Annotated in this window: 21 protein-coding genes and 3 tRNA genes; 11 read left to right on the top strand and 13 right to left on the bottom strand. The window is 58.3% G+C overall.

Annotation, left to right across the window (positions count from 1 at the left end; genetic code table 11):
- Window positions 1-92 precede the first annotated feature (92 nt).
- From GTQ55_RS05020 to hemA, 4 genes are read right to left on the bottom strand one after another with little or no spacing between them, the layout of a single operon-like run.
- Window positions 93-1,001, bottom strand: a complete 909-nt coding sequence (locus GTQ55_RS05020; protein WP_161857751.1) for a cation diffusion facilitator family transporter — start codon at window positions 999-1,001, stop codon at window positions 93-95.
- Window positions 1,002-1,023: 22 nt separating this feature from the next.
- On the bottom strand, window positions 1,024-1,860 hold the full coding sequence (prmC, locus tag GTQ55_RS05015) for a peptide chain release factor N(5)-glutamine methyltransferase (RefSeq protein ID WP_161857750.1): 837 nt from the start codon (window positions 1,858-1,860) through the stop codon (window positions 1,024-1,026).
- Window positions 1,861-1,865: 5 nt separating this feature from the next.
- Window positions 1,866-2,951 carry a peptide chain release factor 1 gene (gene prfA / locus GTQ55_RS05010; protein ID WP_161857749.1) on the bottom strand — a complete coding sequence of 362 codons (1,086 nt, stop codon included), beginning with the start codon at window positions 2,949-2,951 and terminating at the stop codon, window positions 1,866-1,868.
- A complete protein-coding gene (gene hemA, locus GTQ55_RS05005; protein ID WP_161857748.1) occupies window positions 2,951-4,255 on the bottom strand; it encodes a glutamyl-tRNA reductase in 1,305 nt (434 codons plus the stop codon). Before hemA ends, prfA begins: the two co-directional genes overlap by 1 nt.
- A gap of 471 nt (window positions 4,256-4,726) precedes the next feature.
- Between hemA and GTQ55_RS05000 the strand changes: the two genes are divergently transcribed.
- From GTQ55_RS05000 to GTQ55_RS04950, 11 genes are all read left to right on the top strand, one after another.
- Entirely contained in the window at window positions 4,727-6,676 is a 1,950-nt protein-coding gene (locus GTQ55_RS05000) for a tetratricopeptide repeat protein (protein WP_161857747.1), read from the top strand.
- Entirely contained in the window at window positions 6,660-7,352 is a 693-nt protein-coding gene (gene lolB, locus GTQ55_RS04995) for a lipoprotein insertase outer membrane protein LolB (RefSeq protein WP_161857746.1), read from the top strand. The genes GTQ55_RS05000 and lolB overlap by 17 nt, the downstream gene beginning before the upstream one ends.
- 83 nt (window positions 7,353-7,435) lie before the next feature.
- Entirely contained in the window at window positions 7,436-8,326 is an 891-nt protein-coding gene (gene ispE, locus GTQ55_RS04990) for a 4-(cytidine 5'-diphospho)-2-C-methyl-D-erythritol kinase (protein WP_161857745.1), read from the top strand.
- 21 nt (window positions 8,327-8,347) lie between these two features.
- Window positions 8,348-8,422 (top strand) — tRNA-Gln (locus tag GTQ55_RS04985).
- A 347-nt stretch (window positions 8,423-8,769) separates the two neighbouring features.
- Window positions 8,770-9,702, top strand: coding sequence for a ribose-phosphate pyrophosphokinase (locus GTQ55_RS04980; protein WP_161860014.1), 933 nt, complete (start codon window positions 8,770-8,772; stop codon window positions 9,700-9,702).
- A gap of 161 nt (window positions 9,703-9,863) precedes the next feature.
- A complete protein-coding gene (locus tag GTQ55_RS04975; RefSeq protein ID WP_161857744.1) occupies window positions 9,864-10,496 on the top strand; it encodes a 50S ribosomal protein L25/general stress protein Ctc in 633 nt (210 codons plus the stop codon).
- A 41-nt stretch (window positions 10,497-10,537) separates the two neighbouring features.
- Window positions 10,538-11,137 carry an aminoacyl-tRNA hydrolase gene (gene pth / locus GTQ55_RS04970; RefSeq protein WP_161857743.1) on the top strand — a complete coding sequence of 200 codons (600 nt, stop codon included), beginning with the start codon at window positions 10,538-10,540 and terminating at the stop codon, window positions 11,135-11,137.
- 54 nt (window positions 11,138-11,191) lie between these two features.
- Window positions 11,192-12,283: a redox-regulated ATPase YchF gene (ychF, locus tag GTQ55_RS04965; RefSeq protein ID WP_161857742.1), complete on the top strand. Its 1,092-nt coding sequence runs from the start codon at window positions 11,192-11,194 to the stop codon at window positions 12,281-12,283.
- 121 nt (window positions 12,284-12,404) lie between these two features.
- Window positions 12,405-13,319, top strand: coding sequence for a DMT family transporter (locus tag GTQ55_RS04960; RefSeq protein WP_161857741.1), 915 nt, complete (start codon window positions 12,405-12,407; stop codon window positions 13,317-13,319).
- A gap of 116 nt (window positions 13,320-13,435) precedes the next feature.
- Window positions 13,436-13,512 (top strand) — tRNA-Met (locus GTQ55_RS04955).
- Between the two features lie 37 nt (window positions 13,513-13,549).
- Window positions 13,550-13,624, top strand: a tRNA-Gln gene (locus GTQ55_RS04950).
- Between the two features lie 87 nt (window positions 13,625-13,711).
- On the opposite strand, the gene GTQ55_RS04945 is transcribed toward GTQ55_RS04950, so the two are convergent.
- The 9 genes from GTQ55_RS04945 to pgl all read right to left on the bottom strand — a co-directional run bounded on the left by GTQ55_RS04945 (window position 13,712) and on the right by pgl (window position 25,095).
- Window positions 13,712-14,755, bottom strand: a complete 1,044-nt coding sequence (locus GTQ55_RS04945) for a sulfite exporter TauE/SafE family protein (protein WP_161857740.1) — start codon at window positions 14,753-14,755, stop codon at window positions 13,712-13,714.
- An 87-nt stretch (window positions 14,756-14,842) separates the two neighbouring features.
- On the bottom strand, window positions 14,843-15,559 hold the full coding sequence (locus GTQ55_RS04940) for a SapC family protein (RefSeq protein ID WP_161857739.1): 717 nt from the start codon (window positions 15,557-15,559) through the stop codon (window positions 14,843-14,845).
- Window positions 15,560-15,684: 125 nt separating this feature from the next.
- Window positions 15,685-16,365, bottom strand: a complete 681-nt coding sequence (locus GTQ55_RS04935) for a DUF6445 family protein (RefSeq protein WP_161857738.1) — start codon at window positions 16,363-16,365, stop codon at window positions 15,685-15,687.
- Between the two features lie 19 nt (window positions 16,366-16,384).
- A complete protein-coding gene (locus tag GTQ55_RS04930; RefSeq protein WP_161857737.1) occupies window positions 16,385-17,917 on the bottom strand; it encodes a tryptophan halogenase family protein in 1,533 nt (510 codons plus the stop codon).
- Window positions 17,918-17,979: 62 nt separating this feature from the next.
- On the bottom strand, window positions 17,980-20,628 hold the full coding sequence (locus GTQ55_RS04925) for a TonB-dependent receptor (RefSeq protein ID WP_161857736.1): 2,649 nt from the start codon (window positions 20,626-20,628) through the stop codon (window positions 17,980-17,982).
- A gap of 380 nt (window positions 20,629-21,008) precedes the next feature.
- Entirely contained in the window at window positions 21,009-22,445 is a 1,437-nt protein-coding gene (pyk, locus tag GTQ55_RS04920; protein ID WP_161857735.1) for a pyruvate kinase, read from the bottom strand.
- Window positions 22,446-22,594: 149 nt separating this feature from the next.
- Entirely contained in the window at window positions 22,595-23,608 is a 1,014-nt protein-coding gene (gap, locus tag GTQ55_RS04915; protein WP_161857734.1) for a type I glyceraldehyde-3-phosphate dehydrogenase, read from the bottom strand.
- A gap of 104 nt (window positions 23,609-23,712) precedes the next feature.
- On the bottom strand, window positions 23,713-24,342 hold the full coding sequence (eda, locus tag GTQ55_RS04910; protein WP_161857733.1) for a bifunctional 4-hydroxy-2-oxoglutarate aldolase/2-dehydro-3-deoxy-phosphogluconate aldolase: 630 nt from the start codon (window positions 24,340-24,342) through the stop codon (window positions 23,713-23,715).
- Window positions 24,343-24,384: 42 nt separating this feature from the next.
- Window positions 24,385-25,095, bottom strand: a complete 711-nt coding sequence (gene pgl / locus GTQ55_RS04905) for a 6-phosphogluconolactonase (RefSeq protein WP_161857732.1) — start codon at window positions 25,093-25,095, stop codon at window positions 24,385-24,387.
- Window positions 25,096-25,104: the final 9 nt, after the last annotated feature.

Raw genomic sequence — 25,104 nt, 5'->3', positions numbered from 1 at the left:
CGGGCCAGGTTGTGGGGCCGGCGCCCCTGTATTCCCGCGTGACTCCCGCGTGACTCCCGCGTGACTCCTGCATGGGACCGCCACCAAAACCGCTAATTGTGAGGCCCGCTGACCCGGTCGATGATCGGCGTGGAATCAATATGCAGCGGTTCCGGCTGCAGCGTAATGTGGTGGATGTCAAAACGCTGGATCAACGCTTTTCGCAATCGATCCAGTACCTTCGGCCAGGCGGACAGATCGTCAACAACAATATGCGCCGACAGCGAAATCATGCGGCTGTCCAGCCGCCAGATATGCAGGTCGTGCACCGAGCGCACCCCCTCCACCGCCGCAAGGGCCTCCCCCACCACCGGCAGGCTCAGCTCACGCGGCACCCGCTCCATCAACACATCCACCGCATCCCGCAGCAGCTTCAGGCTGGAAAAAAGAATCAGCACACAAATCAACACTGACAACAGCGGATCTATCGGCGTCCAGCCGGTAAAATAAATCACCGCACCCGCTACCAATGCCGCCACCGAGCCGAGCAGGTCTCCCATCACATGCAGCAGTGCGCCGCGAATATTCAGTGTCTGCTCGCCGCGGTGCAGCACCCACGCAACCGAAATATTCACCAGTAACCCAATACTCGCGATCACCATCACCATGCCACCCTGCACCGGCTGCGGTTCGCGCAGGCGATCGAAGGCGGCGATCGCAATACCCACGACAATCAGCAGCATCAGCACCGCATTGACGATCGCCGCGAGCACTTCCGCGCGCCCCCAGCCAAACGACATTTCCCGGCTGGCAGGCTTTTGCGCTAGCAGTGCGGCGACCGCGCCAAGGGCGAGAGAAAAGGAGTCGGTGATCATGTGCCCGGCATCGCCGAGCAGTGCGAGGGAGCCGGAAACCCAGCCACCAATCGCTTCCACCACGGCGAAAGCCAGGGTGATGACAAGCCCCCAGACCAGGGGCTTCAAGTGGTTGCCACCGTGATGGTGATGGGCATGTTCGTGCATGGCGTCCTATCCTCGCAAGCAATCAGGGTCTGCGGTATCGCCCCAGAGTGACACGTTCCCGCCCGGCATAGTCAAGCCGTGTTTCCACCTCGTCGTAGCCGGCTTCGGTAAATATCCCGCGCACCGCCTTGCCCTGCTCCCAGCCGTGCTCGACCAATAGGAGCCCGTTCGCCGCAAGAAAGGTACGTGCATCCGCAGCGATACGGCGGATATCTGCAAGCCCTTGCTCTTCCGCCACCAGCGCCGAGCGGGGTTCAAAGCGCACATCGCCCTCGCGCAGGTGCGGATCCTGGGTGTCGATATAGGGGGGATTACTGACAATCACATCAAAGCGCTGCGTATCGAGTGCACTGAACCAGTCGCTCTGTAAAACGCTGACGTGATCAAACCCGAGCCGGTCCCGGTTTTCCTGCGCCAGTGCCACTGCCGCCGGCATCTTGTCCACGGCGGTGATGGACCAGCCGGGCTTTTCACTGGCCAACGCCAGCGCAATCGCGCCGGTGCCGGTACCAAGGTCCAGCAACGCCAGCTTCTCCTGCGGGCACAGCGCGAGCACCACCTCCACCAACACTTCGGTGTCCGGGCGCGGAATCAGTGTGGAGCGGTTGACCTTGAGAGGAAGGGACCAGAATTCACGGCTGCCGGTGAGATGGGCAACCGGCTCGCCGGCGATACGGCGCTCCAGCAGCTGCTCGAACTGGGCCTGCAGCCCGGCATCGAGTTGATGCTCGGGCCAGGTGTACAGCCAGGCGCGGGACTTCCCCAACAGGTGACAGAGCAGTACTTCCAGGTCTAGCCGGGGGCTGTCACTGTGTTGGAGCTCTGTTGCTCGCTGCAGGTTTTCCTTCACCGTGGCCATGGCGGTCAGTGCTGCCCCAGAGCTGCCAGCTGGTCCGCCTGGTATTCGGTACGCAGGGGGCCAATGACTTCGTCCAGCGCACCCTGCATCACTTCATCCAGTTTGTAGAGCGTCAGTCCAATACGGTGATCGGTGACGCGCCCCTGGGGAAAATTGTAGGTACGAATACGCTCGGAGCGATCACCACTGCCCACCAGGTTCCTGCGTGCATCGGAAATTTCCTGGGCGGCGGCGGATTCCTGGGCGCTATTCAATTTTGCCTGCAGCAGAGCCATGGCCTTGGCGCGGTTCTTGTGCTGGGAGCGCTCATCCTGGCACTCCACTACGATGCCCGTGGGAATATGGGTAAGGCGTACCGCGGAATCAGTTTTGTTGACGTGCTGACCGCCAGCCCCGGAGGCGCGGTAGGTGTCGGTGCGCAGATCGGCTTTGTTGATCTCAATCGCATCGCGCTCGTCCGGCTCGGGCATCACCGCGACCGTGCAGGCCGACGTGTGGATACGGCCCTGGGATTCCGTTTCCGGGACCCGCTGTACCCGGTGCGCGCCGGACTCGAATTTCAGCTTCGCATAGACATCCTCACCGGCTACCCGGGTGATGATTTCTTTGTAGCCACCGTGTTCACCGGAATTTTCGCTAATGACCTCGATGCGCCAGCCCTGCTTTTCCGCGTAGCGGGAGTACATGCGAAACAGGTCGCCGGAGAATATCGCCGCCTCATCGCCGCCGGTACCGGCGCGAATCTCGAGGTACACGTTCTTGCGGTCGTTGGGATCACGCGGCAACAACAGGGTCTGCAACTCTTTTTCAAGCGGGTCGAGTTCGGCTTCTGCCTCGCGCAGCTCCTCCTGGGCCATCTCCCGCATTTCTTCATCGCTCTCGTCGAGCATTTCACGGGCAGCAGCCATATCATCCTGCAGGGTTTTATAGCGGCTGTAGCATTTCACCACTTCCTCGAGTTCGGAATACTCCCGCGAGAGATCGCGAAACTTGTCCTGATCGCTGATGATTTCCGCATCCCCCAGCAGGGCGGACACTTCCTCGTGGCGCTCTACCAGGTTGTCGAGTTTCTGTTGTACAGAAGCTTTCATTACTTGAGTTTCTTTTTTTCAGGCACAGAGGCCGATACATCTGATTCCTGGCCACTGTTTTCCGGGGCCAGGCCAACGATTTCCCGCGCAATACGCAACCGCTCCAGATCACCGTCGGCGGTGGCCTGGCGCAATGCCACAGTTGGAGCGTGAATCAATTTGTTGGTGAGGGAGCGAGCCAGCTGCTCCAGCAACTGCTCCGGGTCGCCACCAACGCGCAGCTGGATCAGCGCTTTTTCCAGCTCATCCTTACTGATGCCCTGGGCCTGCTGACGGTAACTGCGGATGGAATCTACCGCGCGCAGACTGCGGTGCTCGCGCATAAAGTCGCGCGCCGCCAAATCAACGATCTGGTCGGCCGCCTCAGCGGCCTGTTCACGCAACCGCTTGCCCTCGTCGATCACCCCGCGCAGGTCGTCCACGGTATACAGGTATACATCGTCCAGCTTGCCTACCTGAGACTCGATATCCCGCGGCACTGCGATATCCACCATAAACATCGGGCTGTGGCGGCGCTGCTTGAGCGCAGTCTCTACCGCACCTTTGCCGAGAATCGGCAGCTGACTGGCCGTGGAGCTGATAACGATGTCCGCGCGCGGCAGGTATTCCGGGATATCCGCCAGCAGAATCGCCTCGGCACCGAAATCCTGCGCCAGCAGCTGCGCCCGGTGCAGTGTGCGGTTGGCGACGATCAGCTGCTTCACCCCTTTATCGAGCAAATGCCGGGCCACCAGTTCGATGGTTTCCCCGGCACCAATCAACAGCGCGGTCTGCTGCCCCAGGTCGGTGAAGATACGCGACGCCAGAGACACCGCGGCAAACGCCACAGAAACCGGGTTTTCGCCGATGGCGGTTTCGGTGCGGACTTTCTTCGCCACCGAAAACACCTGCTGGAATACATTGTGCAGCGTAGAACCGACACTGCCGGACTCCCGCGCCACCGCATAGGCCGACTTCATCTGGCCGAGAATCTGCGGTTCACCGAGCACCAGCGAGTCCAGCCCGCAGGCCACACGCATCATATGGCGCACGGCAGTTTCGTCGGTGAACTGGTAATGGCAGCTGGTCAGCTGCTCGATGGGAACATCATGGTATTCGGAGATCCACGCCAGTAGTGACTCCGGGGCCACTTCACCGTAGATCTCGGTGCGGTTGCAGGTGGACAGGATCGCCAGCTCCCGGCAATCCAGCGCCGTGCGGGCCTCGGCCAGTGCGCTGGGCATCACTTCGGGGGCGAACGCCACCCGCTCGCGCACAGCAACCGGCGCGCTATCGTGATTGATTCCGAGAGCTAGGATCGGCATAGGTTCTCGTCGTATCGCTCGGGCGCCTCAGCGCACCCGTTCCGAAAATCGAAAGTTGTGTCGTTTAAAAGGCCGCACATTGTCCGGGGCAGCCGCACGCCGTGCAAGCGGTATCACGCTATCCGGGCAATCGCCCGTACCGCAACGCCTTGCGTGCAGCCGCTGAGCGCAACAATCTTCCAGTGCGTGGTCATGAGGCGCAAATTCAGTCCTCATCGGCGGTTTCCGCGACGGTTTAAATAGATGCTGACTTTGCCGCTGAATCCTCCCGGCCGCCAACGGTCACAGAATTCAGAACTAGAATTATACGGCGATAACCCGGAAAAATACGCCAACATACGCCTCACCACACGGATAGGCCCCTTGTTACTGCCAGGACACAGCCATGCCCAGTAACAGCGGCGCCAGGATTCAGCGCCGCGAATACAGGCCGCTGACCAGTGCTCGGCGCGAACGTACGGACACGTTGATATGCAGCTTTTCTCATCCCCGGTGCTTGCCACCCTGTTCGCCCACCGCCTCGACCGCAATACCATCGAGCGGCAGTCCCATCAGGCAGACAACCCTCGTCAGCAAGGGAAGCTGCTCGCCACAGCAGTTTCCATGGCCATCCTGTGCGCATGCACCCAGCAACCGCAGCAGGTGAGCCACACTCCGGCTGCCGGCGCCCCGGCCTTGGTCGCGGAGGAAAACGTCCAGGATTCAGCGACATCGCCCAAGACCCCGTCCGAGCCTGTGAGCGAAGCCGATCCCGAGGCCCCAGAAGCAGGCTCCGGAACCAGCGCCGCAGCAGCACCGGAGAACAAAGCCAAACCCTTCCCCATCGAGACCTTTTACACGCTGCTGGTGGCGGAAGTGGCGGGCAATCGCGAGCAGTACGACCTGGCTCTCGCCAACTACTACTTCCAGGCCGAACGCACCCAAGACGCAGGTATCGCCGCCCGCGCCACCCGTATCGCCCGGTTCCTGAATGCGCGTCGCGCCGCCCTGCGCTCGGCACAACTTTGGGTGGAGCTGGAGCCGGATAATGCCGATGCACAGCTGGCCGCAACGGCGGAGCTCACCCTGGCCGGTGAGCTGGACGCGGCGATGCGTCATGCGGAACTGGCGCTCGACCTCGGCGGCGATGCACCACTGCAATCGGTCGCGGCCACCGTGGTCGATAATGACGAGCTGGCGGCAAAGATGTTGCCGGAATTTCAGCGCCTGTCGCAGAAGCACCCGGACAACAATGAAGTATCCCTCGCACTGGCGATGATACTGCGAGCCAACAACCGCTCTCAGGAAGCCCTCAGCCTGACACGCCGGGTGCAGGAGCGCGACCCGGCACTGCTCGATGCGCCGCTACTGGAATCCCACATCCTCATCGATATGGGACGAAACAAAGAGGCGCGCCGGCTACTGGAAAATCTCGTCAACCTGTACCCGAAGGAGAGCCGCCTGCGCCTTCAATATGCGCGCTTGCTGATTCGCGAAGATCTGGACCTCGCCCAGCGCCAGTTTGTTGAGCTGGTAAAACAGCGCCCCAACGATGCCAACCTCATCCTTTCGCTGGCGCTTATCCAGTATGAAACCAAGCAATTCGACAACGCCAAGCCACTACTGGAAAAGCTACTGGCCCTCGGGGAACACGAATCCGCCGCGCACTTCTATCTCGCCGGTATCGCTGAACAGTCCGACCAGGTTGAAGAGGCGGTGACCCAATATCGTATGGTGCGCCCGGGCGGCGACTATGTGCAGGCGATTACCCGAGGCACCAGCCTGCTCGCCGCCAACGGCAATACGGTTGAGACACAGCAATGGTTTGAGGAACTGCGCCAGCGGCACCCGGAACAAAAAGAGCAGTTCTATTTGCTGCAGACCGAGCTGCTTACCAAGCACGGCTATCTGAAAGAAGCCCAGTCACTGTTAGCCGGTGCGATGCAGGCGGATGACGCCAGCAATCGCCTGATATACGCCTATGCGATGACCAGCGAACAGCTGGGCGATGTGGAAAATTTTGAACTGGGTTTACGCAAGATGTTGTCCCGCGACCCGGATAATGCGAACCTGCTGAACACGTTGGGTTACAAACTGCTTTCCTACGACGACCGCCTCAACGAGGCACTGGTGTTAATCTCCAAAGCACTGGAACTGAGCCCGGACGACCCCGCCATCATCGATAGCATGGGCTGGGCGCATCACCGACTGGGCAATCACAGCGAAGCAGTGAAATACCTGCGAAAAGCGCATGAGTTGCTCAAGGACCATGAGATCGCCGCGCATCTCGGCGAAGCACTGTGGGCACTGGGAGAACGACAGCAGGCCATGCAGGTACTGGAGCAGGGATTGGAGACCAACCCGGAAAGTAAACTTATCCCCGAGGCCATACAGCGGCTGCAGGATCAACAACGACTGGAACAGCATGTTACGGAAAGCTGAAGTTCTCTCTCTGTCCCGACCTTCCGATTTGATATCAGGCCAGGCGCCAAAAACCGGGCCGAGCGCACTGGCCATACGCGCACAACAGATACTTGCCGCGCTGCTACTGCTGACCGTTGCGGCCTGTAGCTCACAGAAACCACAGCCCGAGCAGGCGTCCGCGCCAACTGCACAGCCACAGTCCGCCGCCGCGCTGCAGCGGTGGGAGGCCATCGGCAAGCTCGGCGTGCGCTCACCAAAAGAAAATGGCAGTGCCAACCTGACCTGGCAACAGGCCAGTGGTAACTACCGGATTCACCTGAGCGGCCCTCTCGGCGCCGGCGCGACCGTAATCAGCGGATCTCCAGGCGGGGTGAGCCTGCAGCGCGGCAGTGATCCCGCCGTATTTGCCTCGAACCCCGCACAACTGACAGAGCAGGTGATGGGCTGGCCGCTGCCAGTCTCAGAAATGTTCTACTGGGTCCGCGGCCTGGCTGCACCGGGTGCCGTGGGCGGACAGCAGAAAAATGCCAAGGGGCAGCTGCAAAGCCTGCAACAGTCCGGCTGGCAGCTGAATTTCGGCGGCTACCAGACGGTAGGTCCTTACCAGCTTCCCACCCGTATCAAGGCCGCCACCAATAACGCCGCAGGTCCCGTGAGCGTCACCGTGGTGATCAAGGAATGGAGCCCCAGGTAAAAAGGGCTTCCCAATAAACCCGCACTCCCAAAAATGCTGGCGGCTGTTACACTGGCCGCCAGCATTTTAATCTCCCTACGCCGATGAACCCCGCTCCCCTGACCCTTACAGCCCCCGCCAAACTGAACCTGATGCTTCGTATTCTGGGCCGCCGCGATGACGGCTATCACGAGTTGCAGACGGTATTTCAGCTGTTGGATTTTGGGGATGCGCTGAGTTTTCAGGAAAATTCAGACGCCAGTATTCAACTGCACTGCCCCGGCGTTGATCTCCCGCCCGAGCAGAACCTGGTTTATCGCGCCGCACAACTTCTTCGGCAGGCCTGCGGAAAACCCCAGCTCGGCGCAACGATTGCGGTGGATAAAAAACTCCCCGCAGGAGGCGGTATTGGTGGCGGCAGCAGTGATGCGGCGACAGCCCTTCTGGGGCTGAACCACCTTTGGCAGTGCAGACTCAGCCTCGACGACCTGGCGGAACTGGCGAGGCAGCTGGGTGCAGATGTGCCAGTATTCGTGCGCGGCCACTCGGCGTTTGCCGAGGGCATTGGTGAACAACTGACCGCCGTTTCCATTGAACCGCGCTGGTACCTCGTGCTCACGCCCGCCTGCCACGTAAGCACCGCCGCGCTTTTTTCCGATCCGCGTTTGACAAGAGATTCCGCCGCAATTACATTAGCGGCCCTTCGCGACAGGCGGCTGAACACACACTGGCTAAACGAATACGCCGGTAACGATTTCCAGCCGCTGGTTGAGAGCCTCTACCCCGAGGTTGGCGAAGCCAGAGAATGGCTTTCGCGACACGGGCAGGCGCAACTGACCGGAACCGGCGCATGTGTTTTTGCCGGCTTTGAGTCTGAATCGGCAGCACAGCAGGTGTTCGCCGAGCGACCTGAAGGGTGGAGTGCTTTTATTGCCCAGGGGGTAGATAAATCACCCACTCACAGGCAACTCGCGAAATTTGCAGCAACGGTCTAAATTGACTAGCTGCAACATTGCTGGGGTGTAGCCAAGCGGTAAGGCAGCGGGTTTTGATCCCGTCATGCGAAGGTTCGAATCCTTCCACCCCAGCCATATTTTCAGGCTGACAGTGAGCTTGGCGAAAGCGACGCACTCTGACAGGTTCGAGCCGAAGCTGGCACAGCCAGCGGAGACCAGCGAGCCGCAGGCGAAGCTAATCCTTCCACCCCAGCCAATTCCTTATTTATTGTGGCCGCTCTTCAAGCGGGTCGCATGTGGAGCCTCCGGCCCTGCCGGAACAATTTGGCAGCCTCGCCATCACTCGATTCTTGCACCAATGAATGGTCGCCCAATGAAACGGCATCACACTACCCTGCAAGCTGTTCTCGCTCCAAAAACCACCTGATTTTCACTACTATCTTCTACTCCCAACGAAAAAGGTACTCGCAGTGGCTGACTTAATGGTCTTCACCGGCAACGCAAACCCGGAACTGGCACAAAAGATTGTTGACCATATGGCGATACCGCTGGGCGAAGCGGTGGTCAAACGCTTCTCCGATGGGGAAATTGCAGTTGAGATCACCGACAATGTGCGCGGTCGCGACGTGTTCGTGGTGCAATCCACCTGCCAGCCCACCAACCGCAACATCATGGAACTGATTCTGCTGGTGGACGCCCTGCGCCGTGCCTCCGCGGGCCGTATCACCGCCGTAGTCCCCTACTTCGGCTACGCCCGCCAGGATCGCCGCGTACGCTCCCAGCGGGTACCGATTTCCGCCAAAGTTGTGGCGGACATGATGGTGAGCGTGGGGATCGACCGGGTACTGACCGTAGACCTGCACGCAGAGCAGATCCAGGGCTTCTTCGATGTACCGGTGGACAACGTGTACGGCTCCTCCGTACTGCTCGACGATATCGAGCGCCAGAAATACGAAGACCTGGTAGTGGTTTCCCCGGATATTGGCGGCGTGGTCCGTGCCCGCGCCGTCGCCAAGAGCCTCGGCTGCGACCTGGCCATCATCGACAAGCGTCGCCCGGCAGCCAATGTGGCCGAAGTTATGAACATCATCGGTGAAGTAAACGGCCGCACCTGCCTGCTGGTGGATGACATGGTGGATACCGCGGGCACCCTGTGCAACGCAGCCAGCGCACTGAAAGAACATGGCGCCAAGAAAGTGGTGGCCTACTGTACCCACCCGGTACTCTCGGGCAAGGCGATCGACAACCTGAATAACTCCGTGATGGATGAACTGGTAGTCACTGACTCCATTCCGCTGGGCGACAAGATGCAGCAGGCCCCCAAAATCCGCCAGCTGACCCTTTCCGCCATGCTGGCCGAATCCATGCGTCGCATCAGCAACGAAGAGTCACTCTCTGCGATGTTCCGCTCGTAATATCTGCTGGCAATCCCCACCGCAACCCCTTAGAATACGCGCCCGCCCGGCACCGCCGGGCGTTTACTATTGGGCGTTTCAATAGATTCTGCCCCTTTTATAGCAATGCCAGAAGGTTCCGGTCGCAGGTCCTTCTGGACAGACAACCTGAGGTTTACCCCATGTCTGATTTCAAACTGAATGCCAGCGTCCGTAGCGACGAAGGGAAAGGTGCGAGCCGCCGCCTGCGTCGCCTGGAAGCGAAAGTTCCGGCCATCATCTACGGTGGCGAAGTTGAGCCGCAATCCATCGCCCTGCTGCAGAAAGATATGTTCAAGGCCCTGGAAAGCGAAGCCGTGTACTCCTCCGTCCTGACCCTGAACGTCGACGGCAAGGAAGAAACCGTGATTCTGCGCGACCTGCAGCGCCACCCGGCCAAGGCGATCCTGCTGCACGCTGACTTCCAGCGCGTATCTGCCAACACCAAAGTACACGTTAAAGTACCCCTGCACTTCCTGAACGAAGAGTCCTGCAAAGGCGTTAAAGCCGGCGGTATCGTGTCTCACACCCTGACCGAGCTGGACATCCACGCACCGGCCTCCAAGCTGCCCGAGTACATCGAAGTAGACCTGGCGGACCTGGAACTGGACGCGACCGTTCACATCTCCGACATCAAATTGCCGGAAGGCGTTGAGTCTGTAGATCTGGCGCACGGCGAAGACCACAACCTGGTTGTTGCCTCCGTGCACAAGCCGCGCGGTGCCGTTGAAGCCGAGGCCGAAGAAGGCGAAGGCGAAGAGTCCGGCGAAGAATAAGCCGGCACTCGTTCAGGTCTCCTGATAAAGGTAAATGCACCTTGAGCAAGGCTCCGGACACGCCCATCCAGTTGATCGTGGGCCTGGGTAACCCAGGCCCCGAATACGACCGGACGCGACATAATGCCGGGGCTGACTTTGTCTCCGAGCTGGCCCGCATCCACGGCGCCCAGCTCGCGCCAGACAGCAAATATCACGGCCTCAGCGGCCGCGTGCGGATCGGCGGGCAGGATATCCGCCTGCTGATTCCCACCACCTATATGAATCGCAGCGGCCAGGCAGTGGGCCCGCTGGCGAACTTCTTCAAGATTCCCGTCGAGGCCATTCTGGTCGCTCACGATGAGCTGGACCTGCCCTGCGGTACTGCACGCCTGAAAGGCGGCGGCGGCCACGGGGGCCATAACGGCCTGCGCGATATCATCGCGGCACTGGGAAACAATCGCGATTTCATGCGTCTGCGCCTCGGCGTAGGCCATCCGGGCAACGCCCGCGATGTCGTCAATTATGTTCTGCAGCGCGCTCCGCGGGTCGAGCAGGATCAACTGGCAGAGGCCATTGACCGCGCTGTGGATGCGCTCCCCGCTGCCGCCAGCGGCGACTGGAACGGCGCCATGAAAACGCTGCACACCAAATCTAAGTAGGCAACGGCCGCCTTACCCCGGCGCCTTGCCCCAACGCACTACAGGATTCACACCATGGGTTTTACTTGCGGCATCGTCGGCCTGCCCAACGTGGGCAAATCCACCCTGTTCAATGCCCTGACCAAAGCGGGCATCGACGCGGAGAATTTCCCCTTCTGCACCATCGAGCCGAACGCCGGCGTGGTACCGGTGCCGGACCCGCGCCTCGACAGGCTCACCGAGATCGTCAAGCCGCAGAAAGTAATTCCAACCACCATGGAGTTCACCGACATCGCCGGCCTGGTGGCCGGTGCCTCCAAGGGTGAAGGCCTGGGCAACAAGTTCCTCGCGAATATCCGCGAGACCGACGCCATCGCCCATGTGGTGCGCTGCTTCGAAAACGACAACGTGATTCACGTAGCCAACCAGATCAATCCGGTGGCGGATATCGAAGTGATCAACACCGAACTGGCGCTGGCCGACCTGGATACCGTAGAGAAAGCACTGCAGCGGTATACCCGTGCCGCCAAGGGCCAGGACAAACACGCCATCAAGATGAAGGCACTGCTGGAGAAGGTCCAGCCGCACCTGGACGAAGCCAAGCCGCTGCGCTCCTTCTCCCTGAGCGAAGACGAGCTGGCAGGCCTGCGCGAGCTGAGCCTCCTGACCATCAAGCCCACCATGTATATCGCCAACGTGGACGAAGACGGTTTTGAGAACAACCCGCACCTGGATGCCGTCGCCGCCATCGCCGCAGAGGAGAACGCCGTTCTGGTTCCGATCTGCAACAAGCTGGAATCCGAAATCGCCGAACTCGATGACGACGAAAAATCTGAATTCCTGGAAGAGCTGGGCATGGAAGAGCCGGGCCTGAACCGCGTAATCCGCGCGGGTTACCAGCTGCTGGGCCTGCACACCTACTTCACCGCCGGCGTCAAAGAAGTACGCGCCTGGACCATTCCCCTGGGGGCCACCGCGCCGCAGGCGGCCGGTAAAATCCACACGGATTTTGAGAAAGGCTTTATCCGCGCAGAGGTGGTCGGCTACAACGACTTTATTGCCAATAACGGCGAGGCGGGAGCCAAAGAAGCCGGCAAGTGGCGCCTTGAAGGCAAGGACTACGTTGTGATGGATGGCGATGTAATCCACTTCCGCTTCAACGTCTGACCGCCTACCCTCCTGCCGAACCCGGACCACCCGGTGCTCCACAAGAGCACCGGGGCGCGCAACCCGCTTACCGCGGAGCCCGCCACGCGCTGCGCCCACTGCACCAACATCAAAGGTTGCCATGCACCAATCCAACTGGAGAGTCGGCCTGCCGCTGGCTCTGATCACCGCCTTCCTGTGGGCACTGCTGCCCATTGCCATGAAGGGCCTGATTACCGACATGGACTCCACCACCGTCACCTGGTTCCGCTTTTTTGGCGCAGCCCTGTTCGCCGGCGCCTGGTACGGCTGGCGCAGAGACCTCCAGCTCGGTGCGCTATTTCGCGGCAAACTACTGCCTTATACACTGCTGGCAGTAGGCGGCCTGCTCGGTAACTACATCGCCTACGCCACCGGCCTCAACTACATCACTCCCGGCGCATTGCAGGTCCTGATCCAGCTGGCGCCGCTGCTTCTGCTGATATTCAGTGTCATCTGGCTGGGCGAACGGTTTTCCGCCCGCCAGTGGATGGGTGTGGCGCTGGTGTGCATGGGCCTCCCGCTGTTTTTCAACCTGCGAATCCAGGAGCTGCTCGAAGGGGAAGATCGCCAGTACCTGATCGGCGTCGGCCTGGTGGTGATCGCCGCGGCCACGTGGGCGGTTTACGGCCTGTTCCAGAAGAAGATCCTCGCCCAGTCACGCCCACAGAACCTGCTGATGCTGATTTATGTCGCCGGCAGCCTGTGCTTCCTGCCGGTATCCAACCCAACCAGCGCCCTGCAGCTGGATGCACTCGGCTGGGGCCTGCTGCTGTTTCTGACAGCCAACACCCTGATTGCCTATAGCGCCTTCGCCAAGGCCATGGCCGCATGGGAGGCGTCCCGTGTGAGCGCCACCCTGGCCCTGGTTCCACTGATGACGCTGGCGCTGAGCGCCATCATCGGCGCCCTCTGGCCGGCCTATATCGAAGTGGAACCGATGAACTGGATCAGCTGGGTTGGCGCGTTTACCGTCGTGCTGGGCTCCCTGCTCGCCGCCATTGGCCGCGGGCGCTGATCGCCGGACAAAAAGTGTATTAAGCGCTAAGCTACTGATTAAGTTACTAAAAAAGTGTTGACACGCCCACAAGGTAGCCCGATAATGCGCGCCCTCGGTTAGCCGAGACTTTCAGTGGCAAGGTAGCTCAGCTGGTTAGAGCGCAGCACTCATAATGCTGAGGTCGGGAGTTCAAGTCTCCCCCTTGCTACCATTTTCTTCTCGTGAATCCAGCTTCACGAACCCAATACTGGGGTGTAGCCAAGCGGTAAGGCAGCGGGTTTTGATCCCGTCATGCGAAGGTTCGAATCCTTCCACCCCAGCCATATATAAAAAAGGCGATCTCGCAAGAGATCGCCTTTTTTATTGCGCACTGCAATTGCCCGTGATCGACGCCAGCAATAGCCGCCAGATCAGGTTCCGGAAGCCAACGGGCCCCGACGGAAGGTCGCCCCCGCTGCTGCCGCCAGGCCCTTGCGACGGCGCTCCCTGCGGAGCCCCAGCGATCGCAGCGCCTCGAACCCCCCAAGACACACCAGCACCGACAGCAGCGCAACGGCCGTACCCGCAGTCCCCAGGGTCGCCCTTTCCGACATACAGGTCCACACAAACTGCACGATGCACAGTAGCGCCACCACCAGCAGCGTCGGCTTGCGCCCGATCAGGCCAACCACAAACACGCCCAGTGGCGCTCCCAAGGCCACCACCGGTGCGGCAGCCAGCCAGTTCCCGAGCACGCCAGGCTGCCAGTCGCCGGACAGGCTTTTGACCACCACCCCGACCACAGAAGAGAACGCCATGATGACCACGGACGTCGGAATGGCCACCTTGAGGTCCACCCTGCTCAACAGCACCAGCGCCGCATAGACCACCATGTCGATACCCACCCCGGTCACTGACACCGCGACAAAGCCGGACACCGCCCCCAACACAAGGCCAACGCCGAAGTCCTTCGGACAGCGCGGGTCACCGGCGTGATCGTGTCCGGTAATCTCATTGAGGCGATAAAGGTGCAACAGCCCGAAGCTGCCCCAGATCACTGCAAATCCCAGCTTCACCCACAACTCGGGCACCAGCGGTGCAAAAAAGAGGATGCCGAGAGGCGTTGTCAGCAGACTCCCCAGCAGGGCACCGCGCAACATGGACCAAGCCAGCAGCTGGCGCCGGCAAAAAATGAAAATGCTGGCGCTGACCATACCAATGGACTGCACCGCAAAGCTGAAGTCCCGCCCCAGGCTGGCAGGCATATCGAATAGCAGCACCAGCACCGGAAAGCCCACGGTACCGCCACCCATGGGGGTAGAGCCCGCAGCGTAGCTGCCAATAGCCATGGACAACGCCATCGGCCAGTGCTCAGTAACCGCCCCCCACAGGTTTTGACCGAATACAAACAACGCCCAGAGCCCGTAAAAAGCTCCGAGGAAGATCAGCCAGGCGGCATAGCGGGAAAAAAACATGGTGGGAATAGCCAGAGGGGTAAATTCCCGGCCTCAGCTCAGAGCGAGACCGGGAAAGCCGGGAAGCGGATGCTCCCCGGGTAAATATCAGGCTTCGGCCTGCATCCGCGCCAGACGGGAGAACTGGTGCATGGAGCCCAGCTGCGCGAACAGCGGCGGCAGGAAGCCACGCTTGCGGAAGTCCGCGAAGTCTTCTTCGCTCATTTCACCCAGCTTCTTCTCATCGACCATGTAGATACCGGTCAGATTGATCTTCTCGCCACCCGCGTTGACGGCTACATTCTGAGTGGTCAGCAGATCTTTCTCGGCCAGGATGGTGATGAATGCCTTGGTCATCTGGTCGCTCTCCAGGTACCCAACCAGAGACTCTTTCTTGGCCTTCAGGTACTCAGACTCTTCACCAGACTCTTCGAACAGGGCATTGCCCTCCTCTTCACCAACAACCGGGCTGTTCTCGACCAGACCCACCAGCAGCTGCTCTTTGTTCTCGCCAGCCGGGGCCAGAACGAACGGATGATTGCGCACGGCGCCAGGAACGAAAACACCTTTCCACTTTTCGCCATCGACAAACAGGTTTTCGCCTACTTTCAGGCTCAAAAGAGCAACAGACTGGAACTGGTCGGTTTCGGAGTTCTTGACGAACACGATCGGGTACTCGGCACCCAGACGAGAGAATTCGTGAGCAGTGACCGGCACCATGTGTGCGTTCTTAACGTGCTCAAAGGTCCCCAACTCACGGACTTTCAGCTTACCGTGGACGTCGCTGCGCAGAGGAACGATTTTTGGGGCTTCTACAGTGGCCATACAACACCTTATTGAAATTTGAAGTTATTCTAAAAAACCCGCTTAGTATATTTTTTATACTTGAAAAGGGAAGCAAAAAGTTACACCACTATCTAGACGGATACCAGCCCCTTCCCCCCAGGCGATCAGCGATACCCAATAAACACGTTCGCGGTCAGCCGGCCAGTTTCCGGGCAATCACTAATACTGTGATCTCCGAGAATGTTTGCACTGTGCAAAGTACCACCACGATATATGACGAGCCGGTTAAATTTTGCAGGAACAAAACCAATCCGCATGAACAACTTGTGCTCATCGAGACAGTACCTTTTCGGCCAGCGCTGACTATTCAGCTCTTCATAGCACCTGTCCAGGTAGGCATCACACCGCTCAGGAGTCACCCTCTCGAAACCCGTGCTGTTGTGGCGATAGAACCCCGTTCCACCGTGCTGGTCATCGCATAGATACAACAAAACCGCGAAGAAGTTTGGGTCACTCGCATCAAAGTGCGGGATCCTCTGCAATGGCCCGAGATCCTCTTCCTGCACGGAAATCAGATTCAGGGCCTCTTGGAAGGTGTTCAGCCTGGCTGTAGAAGGCACATCGAACTCAGCGCGGATGATTGAATCAACACGCTCGCGCACCAACTCGCCATAGCTGGCAGGCGCAGCAGCCCGAACCCCTGGGTACCCCTTGCGCTCCGCTGCGATGGGGTAAGGGGTAAAATGTGCGCCTTTGGCGAACTTCACAAGCTCTTGAGGATTCTCCAGAAAGTCATCAAGGATTATGACTTTATTCCTCTCCTCACCAACTCTCAGTACCTGCATACTACCCACCTCAAAAAACTTAACGCGCGGCCATTTGCGCGAGATGCCGTTGTAGCTCACTCAACCAGGTGCGATGCGGCATCAACTCACCGGCCACCTTCGCCGAATGTTCACGCAATTCGCGGATAATATCATGCGCCCTTTCACCCTCTTTCTCGGCAATCGGTGTTGGCCGAGTATCGAAGTCCATTCCATATAGGACGTACAGGTGATTCTCGACCCCGAAAATGTCGAAAGTACTGAAGAAGTCTGAAGACTTTGGGGTCACGACCTTCCAACGCTGCAGTCGCTCCTCCAGCACATCTGACTTCTGCGCTCCGCGCGTGCAATCGAGCCAGAAGTCAGAGTCCTGCCGATCGGAAATACAATAATGCAACTGAACAAAGTCGATCACCCTTTCCCAGGTATATCGAACGGCCTTGTTGTAATAGCCCGTGAGCAACGGAATGTCTTCCACCGTTTTCGGGAAGCTCTTTGCTAACAAGCTGGCGGAAAAATCCGTCACCAGAATTGACGTCGCTTCCAATGGCTCAACAAAGCCCTGCGCCAATCCCAAAGCCACACAATTCTTCTTCCAGAATTGCTGCCGGTAACCAATCTTCATCGGAATTTTTCGCACTGATTCCGAATCTACCGAGCGCCCCAGGTAACTGGAGAACTCTTCAGCAGCCTCGCTATCACTCATATGTGCGCTGGAATATACGCAGCCCAACCCCCGCCGCGTAGTCAACGGAATATCCCAAATCCAGCCCGCTTTGTGTGCACGAGCAGTGGTATACGGTTGAATCGGACTGTCCGGAGCAGTTTCTTCCTGCAGAACCAGCGCGGTATCCGTCAAAATTTGCGAAGATTTATCCTCGAACGGGGTATCCAGCGCTTTGCCCAGTAACGCAGCATTGAATCCACTGCAATCAATATAAAAGTCAAAAGCCTCTTCGCTGCCAGATGCGTAAACAAGCTTCTCTATGCTTCCTCTATCATCCAGGCGGACATCACATACCGTCTCGAATTTATGCTGGACATCGAAGCGCCGCTTAGCATTAGATGCGAGCAACTCAGAAAATTTTGCAGCATTAAAATGATAGGCGTAGTCAACCGCACCCAGGTAAGGGGGTGAAGACTTGCGTTTTGGGCATTTATCCCCTTCCGCAACCAGAAACACATCTGAAAGATGGGAAAATGGGACATCGCGCTTAATCGTCAGCCAGTAATCGGTAACGTCATATCCCTTGGGATAGGGAGAACTAAACGGGTGATAATAGAAATGCTCGGCCTCGCCTTTTTCAGGTGCCATCCAGTTTGAAAACTTGATCCCTGTTTTCAGCGTCGCGTCACAAGTGGCCAGCAGGTCGATTTCAGAAATACCAAACTTGTGCAGGGTTTCCTTAATCCGCGGAACCGTCCCCTCCCCTACGCCGATGACCGGCACATCCTTGGACTCGATAAGTGTAATTTGAATATCCGGATCTCTGGATAGCTCGACCCCCAGGTGATTGGCAGCTATCCAACCAGCCGTGCCACCACCAACAATCGCAATTTTTCTTATTTTCATATCACTTACCTCAAGGCAAAAAAAAGCCCAGCTAATAGCTGGGCTTTTTTTTCGCTCAGTTCTTAGAACTTGTAGCTTGCGCCCAGCTGGTACACGGCTTCGCCCTGGAAGGACCACGCCGGGAAACCTTCCTGGAGGGAGCCTTTCATGCCAGTGGCAGAGCTTGCTGCATCGGCAGCACCGAACTGAATGTCATCTTCTTCAAGCACGTTGATCGCTTCGAAGGTTACATCCAGGTTTTCGGTAGCATACCAGTAGAAGCTCAGATCCAGCGACCCGAAGTCATCGTGCATGCGGTTACCGTACCAGAAACCACCGTCACGAATCAGGTACTCAGAACGGAAGTTGTAAGCCGCACGAGCCGAGAAGGTGTCATTTTCCCAGTAGCCCACCAGGTTGTAGGCGTGCTCGGAAGACTCGGTGAACAGCGGCAGCTGATCCATGAAGGCTTCACTCGGGGCTTCCGCATCGGTGTAGGTGTAGTTGGCTGCAACACCGAAGCCGTTATCAAACGCGTGCTGAATTTGCAGCTCCAGACCCTGGATGTCTGCACCGCCGGAGTTCTTCAGGGTTTCAACAGCCCATACGTCACCAGCCGCCGGATCCTCAAGGCCAATCTGCTGATCGGTCATGATGTCAGAAGTTACGAAGTCGTCGATAGACTTAACGAAGTAAGTCGCAGATACCAGGTTGCCATCACCGTAGTAGTACTCGATGGCGATGTCTGCACTGGTCGCCTTCATCGGCAGAAGACCTTCGCTACCGATACGCAGCTGCTGGTTCAACTCATTGTCGTCGGCAAAGCCGTTGTAGGCGACGAGCATGTCATCGTAGTTCGGACGGCTAATAGCCTGAGAGGCAGAAGCGCGCAGAACCACATCGTCAGACAGTTCGTAGCGAACGGTAGCGCTGGGCAGTACATCGCTGTAGTCCGCACCGTAGTTGGACAAGGAGTAGCTGTAACCAACATTCGCTGCGATTTCGCCATCCATCGGCTCAGTGCCATCCAGGTCGTACTGGGTGCGGGTCACGTCGGTAGAGATGTAACGCAGACCGAAGTTACCAGTCAGGGCACCGGATTCGAAAGTGAACATACCGTAGAGGGCGGTGTTCTCTTCGTTCAGGTCGGAGTAACCAGCGCGCTCTTCAACCCACTGATCGAGGCTGTTGCGAGTAACGGAAACCATTGCGTCCAGATCGGGTTTCGGTGCGGTGAAACCGTTCTGACCAACTTCGTAAATTCCGCTGTACACGTCAGAGGTAGACACCTGCTGCGGGGTGATCTGACCAGTGAAGGAACGACGGTTTACGTCGTGGTCAGTCCAGCGAGCGCCAGTTTTGAAGGAAGTCAGGATACCTACATTCAGGTCGAACTCGACATCAACCTGGGCATAGGATTCTTCGTCTTGCGCGGGGCCACTACCTACAGCCCAACCCTGCGGAGAAGTAGTCGCGGCGTAGTCGTCCAGAGTCAGGCTCGGGTCCATGGTCGGATTAATGATGATCTCGTTACCGGTCGCATCAATAGAACCTTCCCACAGAGACATGGTATCGCCCAGGCTCGGGAAATGCTGGAAGTTAGTGGTGAAGTCCGTACCACCTTCCGCTTTGGTAGAACCGATATTACCGCTGACACGGAAACCCTCACCTTCGTACTCGGTACCGAAATCGAAGGTATCAGAGCTCATTGAGGACTTGCGGCCCCAAGTCTGAATAAAAGTTTCGTTACCGAGCGCACCGCCCGCCCAGCCAATTTCCAGATCACCGAACTGAGAGTTGGTGGTCGTGCTGGAAGTACACAGGCCAGCAGCATTGGTAGTGTTGCACGTAACGTTGTCACCATTCAGGGTGAACAGGTACAGACTGGTGTTGGAGTTATCGGCCTGCATGTCCAGGGACATGGCGTGCAGGGTGAAAGACAGCTCTTCAGTCGGCGCGTACTGCAGGGTTACATCCAGAGCAGTGCGCTCTTGATCCTGAATGAAAGTGGTCGGCGCAACATCGCCCCACCAACGGTAGTCCGACTCGGTACCGCGACGCACGTATTCGCGGTCTTCTTTGGCGGCAGCAACGAGAACACCAAAAGTCTCCTCATCGTTCTTCCAGCTGTACAAGCCAGAAACTTCCGGGGCAATTTCATCACTGATCGTGCCAACGCGCGCAGTGGTGCCAATCCACGCGGTGTTCGCGTCGAGGTCCAGCGGCTTGCGGGTGTTGACGATGACGGTACCGCCGATACCGCCTTCGTTCAGGTCGGCACGGGAAGATTTGTAAACTTCGATGCCACCGATCAGTTCGGCGGGCAGCAGGGAGTAGTTGAAGCTGCGATCAACCGGAATTTGGTCGAACCAGCCAGTGGATGCAACGTTCTGACCATTCAGCTGGGTCAGAGTCATGGACGGTGCAGCACCGCGAATAGAGACGGAGGCACCCTGACCGAATGCGCGGCCAACGGTGATGCCCGGAATACGGCCCAGAGCTTCACCCACGTCAGAATCGGGGAACTTGCCCACGTCTTCTGCGGATACGGCGTCAACCAGGTCGGTCGCATCACGCTTGATATTTACGGCGTCTTGCAGAGCCCCACGAATACCCGTAACGGTAATCTCTTCCAGAGCTGTGTCTTGTTGAGCAACTGCCAGCGGAGCCACGAGGCTACCACCGAGTACAGCTGCACTGATCGAGAGAGCGAGTTTGTTGCGCTTAAGCATCGATTTCCCCTTCCTTTTTTATAGATATAAAGGTTTGGTTAGAAACTTTTTTATTCACCTTGTACCGCCAAATGATAGCGCTGTCATTAGTTTTTATGATAGCGCTGTCATTCTCAAGATCGACAATACACAGAATGAAATAAAAAAGCTACAGGCGAAGGGAGAAAATATCCGGGAAATTTGTCGCTTTGCGCGAGCCGGACCTGCCATTAGTGACAGTAGAGGTAGTTTCAGTGCAAGGATTGGACGCAGAGCAGGACAAAAATTGCACAATCCGATTGACTGATCTGCTCCGCCCGGGTGTTCGGAGATGCGCGCCGGCAACCACGCCAGTCATGAAGTTGACGTGGTTGCCGCCAGGGCTCGAAAGCGTCGATCGCTTATTCGATTTCCTTGATGCGCATGGAGCTGGTGCCGCCGCCCATGTTCAGGCGCTCACCCTGGGTGATCAGGATACGCTGGCCCTTCTCAAAGGTAACGCGCGAGCCCAGCACTTCGATGATGGCATCGGTCAGGTGGCCCAGGGGCACGGAGGCGGGGTCGAACTCGATGGGCTCCACACCGCGCAGCAGTACCAGCTGCCGCGCAACGCGGGAATGGCGTGTGAGCGCATAAATGGGCAGCCGGGATGTGGCGCGGGACATGATACGCGGAGTGCGGCCAGACTCCGTGAGTGCCGCTACCGCGCACAGGTTTTCAACACGCGCAGCGGACTCGATCGCTGCCTGCGCGATAACGGTGTCGATGGATTCCGATGCCGACCGGTCTGCAGCCGGACGCGTGGTAGTGCCCAGGTACTGCTCGGCGCCCACCACCACTTCTGCCATGGATTCCACCGCGGCTACCGGAAAATCGCCAGCGGCGGTTTCCGCGGACAACATCACCGCATCCGTGCCATCCAGTACCGCGTTGGCCACATCCATTACTTCGGCGCGGGTCGGAGTCGGGTTGGTGATCATCGACTCCATCATCTGGGTCGCGGTAATCACACCACGATTCAGCGCGTTGGCACGATTGATCAGCTTCTTCTGAACACCAACCAGTGCCGCATCACCGATTTCCACACCCAGGTCACCGCGGGCGACCATGATCACATCGGAAGCCAGAATGATGTCGTCCATCTGCTCGTCATTGCCCACGGCTTCCGCGCGCTCCACTTTGGCGACGATGGCGGCATTACTGCCCGCTTCACGCATGGCATTGCGGGCAATATTCAGGTCTTCACCGCTACGCGGGAAACTGACAGCCAGAAAGTCTACATCCAGCTCTGCCGCAAGCTTGATGTCCCCGTAGTCTTTCTCCGTCAACGCGGGCGCTGACAGACCGCCGCCCAACAGGTTGATACCCTTGTTGTTGGACAGCTTGCCACCCTGCATTACGCGGCAGAACAGCTTGCTGTTCGTACCACCGGTCACTTCAAGACGGATCTTGCCATCGTCCAGCAGCAGGATATTGCCGGGTTTGCAATCGGCGATCAGCGACGGGTAATCCACACCCACGCGCTGCTGGTTACCGCCCTCTTTCGGGCAGTCGGCGTCGAGGGTGAACTCGGCGTTGTTCTCAAGAAAGATGCTGCCTTCGGCAAAACGGGCTATGCGAATCTTCGGCCCCTGCAGATCGCCGAGCACGGCCACCAGCTTGTTTTGCTCGGCGGCTGCGCGGCGTACTTCCTCGACCCGCTTGCGGTGGTCGTCGGCACTGCCGTGGGAAAAGTTCAGGCGTACGACGTTGACGCCGGCACGGATAATCTCGTCAATTACACGCGGCTTGTCTGTGCCCGGGCCGAGCGTGGCAACAATTTTGGTATGGCGAATCATATTGGCGGTATTCGTTTATCGGTTGGATGTGAGACGGATGTTGTTTTTATGGCAGTCGGCGCTGACTGCAAATGCAAAACCGGAGCGGATGTTGCACCCGCTCCGGTGCGATAGCGTGCACCGCTATCAGACTGTTGTTACGGTCGCCTTTACAGGCCCAGAGCTTTGGCCATGGCGAGACTGGTGTCGAGCATACGGTGGGAGAAGCCCCACTCGTTGTCGTACCAGGCCATCACTTTTACCAGGTTGCCGTTCACCCGGGTGTGGTTGGCATCAAAGTGGCTGGACGCCGAAGTGTGATTAAAGTCCACAGAAACCAATGGCTGCTCGCAGAAAGACAGAACGCCACCTTTGATGGTGCCGGCTGCGTCGCTCATGATCGCGTTGATTTCTTCGACGGTCGTTTCGCGGCTGGCAATAAACTGACAGTCCACCAGAGACACGTTGTTTACCGGTACACGTACCGCCATGCCGTCCAGCTTGCCCTTCAGCTCTGGCAGCACCAGGCCAACAGCGGCAGCGGCGCCGGTTTTGGTTGGGATCATGTTGTCGGCAGCGGCGCGTGCACGATAGATATCTTTGTGCACTGCATCCTGGGTATTCTGGTCGTTGGTGTACGCGTGCACGGTAGTCATAAAGCCGCGCTCGATGCCAATCGCCTCGTTCAGGACCTTGGCTACAGGGGCAAGACAGTTGGTCGTGCAGGAAGCGTTGGAAACCACCTTGTGCTCTGCAGTCAGCCTGTCATCGTTTACGCCGTAAACCACGGTCAGATCCGCGTCACCGGAGGGTGCGGAGATCAGTACCGCTTTCGCACCAGCCTGCATGTGCTGGGAGGCCGCTTCTTTACCCGTGAACAGGCCGGTACACTCCAGCACCAGATCCACTTCCAGCTCGCCCCAGGGCAGAGCGGCGGGATTGCGCTCCTGGCATACCTTGACGGTGTCGCCACCAATGACCAGGTTTTCCCCCTCTACCGCAACTTCGGTATTGAAACGACCGTGAACGGTATCGAACCGGGTCAGGTGAGCGTTCGCTTCCACTGGTGCGAGATCGTTGATCGCGACCAGTTGGATACGATCGTTATAGCCGGACTCGTAAATCGCACGCGTTACGTTGCGGCCGATGCGGCCATAGCCGTTGATAGCAATTCTGAGTTTCATATCGCTACACCCTCTGTGAATTGAAAATTTATGAATTTTTTTTCGCACCGGGTGTACTCCCCCCCAGCACATGTCCTTACTCGAAATAAGCTCTGATCAGGGCATCAGCCCTTCAACAGCGAGGCCTCCCTGGCCAGACGGGTAATTTCCGCCCAATTTTTTTCTGCCACCAGTTTCGGGGCGACCATCCAGGAACCGCCTACACAGACTACGTTGGACAGCCCCAGGTAATCGCTTGCGTTTTTCGGGCTGATACCGCCGGTGGGGCAAAACTTCACTTTACCCAGGGGACCACCGATGGATTTCAACATCGGGATGCCGCCGGCCGCTTCCGCAGGGAAGAACTTCTGGTAGTGATAGCCGCGTTCCAGCAAGCGCATGACTTCTGACGGGTTTGAGGCACCGGGCAACAGCGGTACCTTTGTATTGTCTGCCGCGTCCAGCAGCGCTTCGGTGGCACCCGGGCTTACCATGAAGGTCGCACCGGCATCCACGGAGCGGCGGATATCCTCTGCAGTCAACACGGTACCGGTACCGACGTAGGCGTCCGGCAGGTGCTTGGCAATCTCTTCCACCGCGGCCAGTGCCGCTTCTGTGCGCAGGGTTACTTCCAGCACATTCAGGCCGCCTTCGACCAGCGCCTGAGCGAGCGGCAGCGCATCGCTGACTTTATCGACTACGATCACCGGCACAACACCAGCTTGTTCCAATACGGGTACCAGAGTCTGTTGCATTATCACGTCCTAAAACTCGTCAAAATTCATTCGTTATTTAATTTAGGGGGCCCAGTAAACAGTAACCGGCTTCAGCCCCTGCTTGAGAATACTGCGCACCGGCATTTCCTGCTCATCATCCCCAAGCAGCGCCTGGCGATAGACCTTGAGTTTTTCTTCACCGGTAATCAGCAGTTTGATTTCTTTCGCCTGCAAAATCGCGGATAGGGTCAGCGTCATGCGCTCGGTATGTACGCCGGTCACGGCACTCTGCTTGGCCGTGATCGCCTTGCACAGTTTTTCGGACTTGGCATCCAGGGCGTCATCCAGACCTTCGGCATAGGGGAAAAACGAAGCTGTGTGTCCGTCGTTGCCCATTCCCAAAATACATACATCATATGGTCGCGGCAGTTCCTGGTATGCGCGCTCGCAATCGGCCTCGCCCTCGGCCGGGGTCGCCGCGGCATTTTTCATTCCCAGACACGGGGCCTTGGCGGCCTCGTTTTGCAGCAGACTGTTGGAGATGAACGCCAGATTGCTGCCGGCTTCTTCCTTTTCCACCCAACGCTCATCCACCAGCGCAACATTCACGTTTTGCCAGGGTAAAGGGCGACGGGACAGCTCGCGGTACACCGGCTCCGGTGAACTGCCACCACTTACCAGAAATGTGGCCTGACCGTTGGCCTTGATACCCGCGTGCAATACGGCCGCGCATTCATTGGCCAGGGCCAGTGTGAGACGTTGTCTGTCTGCAAAAAATTTTTCTTCAACCATGTCGTTCAG

Origin of the sequence: Microbulbifer hydrolyticus (assembly GCF_009931115.1) — a bacterium.
GTDB classification, from domain to species: domain Bacteria; phylum Pseudomonadota; class Gammaproteobacteria; order Pseudomonadales; family Cellvibrionaceae; genus Microbulbifer; species Microbulbifer hydrolyticus.
Note: the sequence above shows the minus strand (reverse complement) of the source record. Positions and strands in the feature narration are given on the sequence as shown.